The organism is Vibrio sp. 1288, assembly GCF_033344475.1.
In genome coordinates this window covers 1-1,358 of record NZ_JAWPOX010000098.1, presented here as the reverse complement: position 1 = coordinate 1,358, position 1,358 = coordinate 1, and the positions used below count along the sequence as shown (strand labels likewise).

The following is a 1,358-nucleotide window of genomic DNA, read 5'->3' as shown; positions in this document are numbered from 1 at the left end:
TGGATAATTCGGTTTGTACTTCAGTTAAGCAGTTTTAATGCCAACTATTCATTCGCAATTTGATAACTGTTCGTTACGCTGATTTTATCGAAATGAAGCCATCGCACCAGTACATCACGCAATGCGTTGAGTGTGGTTGGCTTTTCCAGACGACCATCCATCAACTTAGCGATCATCTCGAGCTCTTTCTCTCCAGATTCACCAGACAGGGCGATGATTGGCGTAGTTGGGGAGCACTGCTTGATTTTTTCGCTGGCATCAAACCCATTCATTACCGGCATTTGAACATCCATCAACACCAAATCGACCTGATGTGATTGAAACAGTTCCACCGCATTTGCGCCGTTATTGGCTTGTAAACTATTGACGCCAAGTCGGTTTAGGTACATTTGAACCAAAGTACGTTGCACCTCTTTATCATCGACAATGAGCACAGTTGGTGCATCTTTGTTGATTTGTACGACAGGTTCTGGACTTGGTTTGGTTTTGACTTTCTGATTCCAGTTGTAAAAGTTTGGCGTTCGAAGCGTTTCTACTTTCGGTGCATTTGGCACAACCGGAAAATGCAGATAAAACTCGGTAAATTCATTAGTTACCGATTTACACTCAATTCGACCACCAAAAGAACGCATCACGCGCTGACAGTAACCCAAGCCAAGCCCGCTACCGCCGCTTTTCTGGAATGAGAAAAAGTCATCAAAGATTTTGTGTACGATGCTGTCATCAATCCCAGGCCCTGTATCGCGGAAAACAAGCGTGTTTTCATAAGGGCCGACGAGGGTTCTGATTTCAATTTGACTATCGGGATAGGAATCAAAATAGTAAATCGCATTGCGAATCAAATTGAAAATGACAAAGTTGAACAGCGTCTCGTTGATTTTGGCGACAAAGTCGTTTTGAGTCGGAAGTTTCACCCTTTCGATGATGTGTTCGTTTTCAAAACCGTATCGACTCACCGCAAGATCCACCGCTTTATGAATCGAGGTGAGCGAAAGGGGCTCATGCACAGCAGAAGTATCGCTGACTTCGCGCAAGATGATGTCGATGAGTTGGCGTCCACGCTGAATTGCTGCTTGGCCTTTTTCGATATCGCTTCTGATCTTGTCATCGGATGCATTGCTATCAATGTGCTGTTTCAGCGCTTCAAATTGAAGCTGAACTTGCGCCAATGGGTTGCGCATTTCATGGGCGATCGAGTTGGCCAACGCGCGGCTTTGACGAATCTTTCTATCAGACTCAATCGTATTTTGTACGCGGATCAACAATGTTTGTAGTGCTGAAATCTCTTCGTTCGAAAACAGTTTATTATCGCTTTTGTGTGAAGAAATCAGCAAATGTGAAACCGACTTTTCGCGGCC

The 1,358-nt window shown here is 44.5% G+C and carries 1 protein-coding gene; it reads right to left on the bottom strand.

The genetic code is table 11. The annotated features are described in order from the left end of the window. Positions 1–44: 44 nt before the first annotated feature. The coding region (locus R8O11_RS24860; RefSeq protein WP_318194560.1) for a hybrid sensor histidine kinase/response regulator at positions 45–1,358 on the bottom strand (1,314 nt) is incomplete at its 5' end.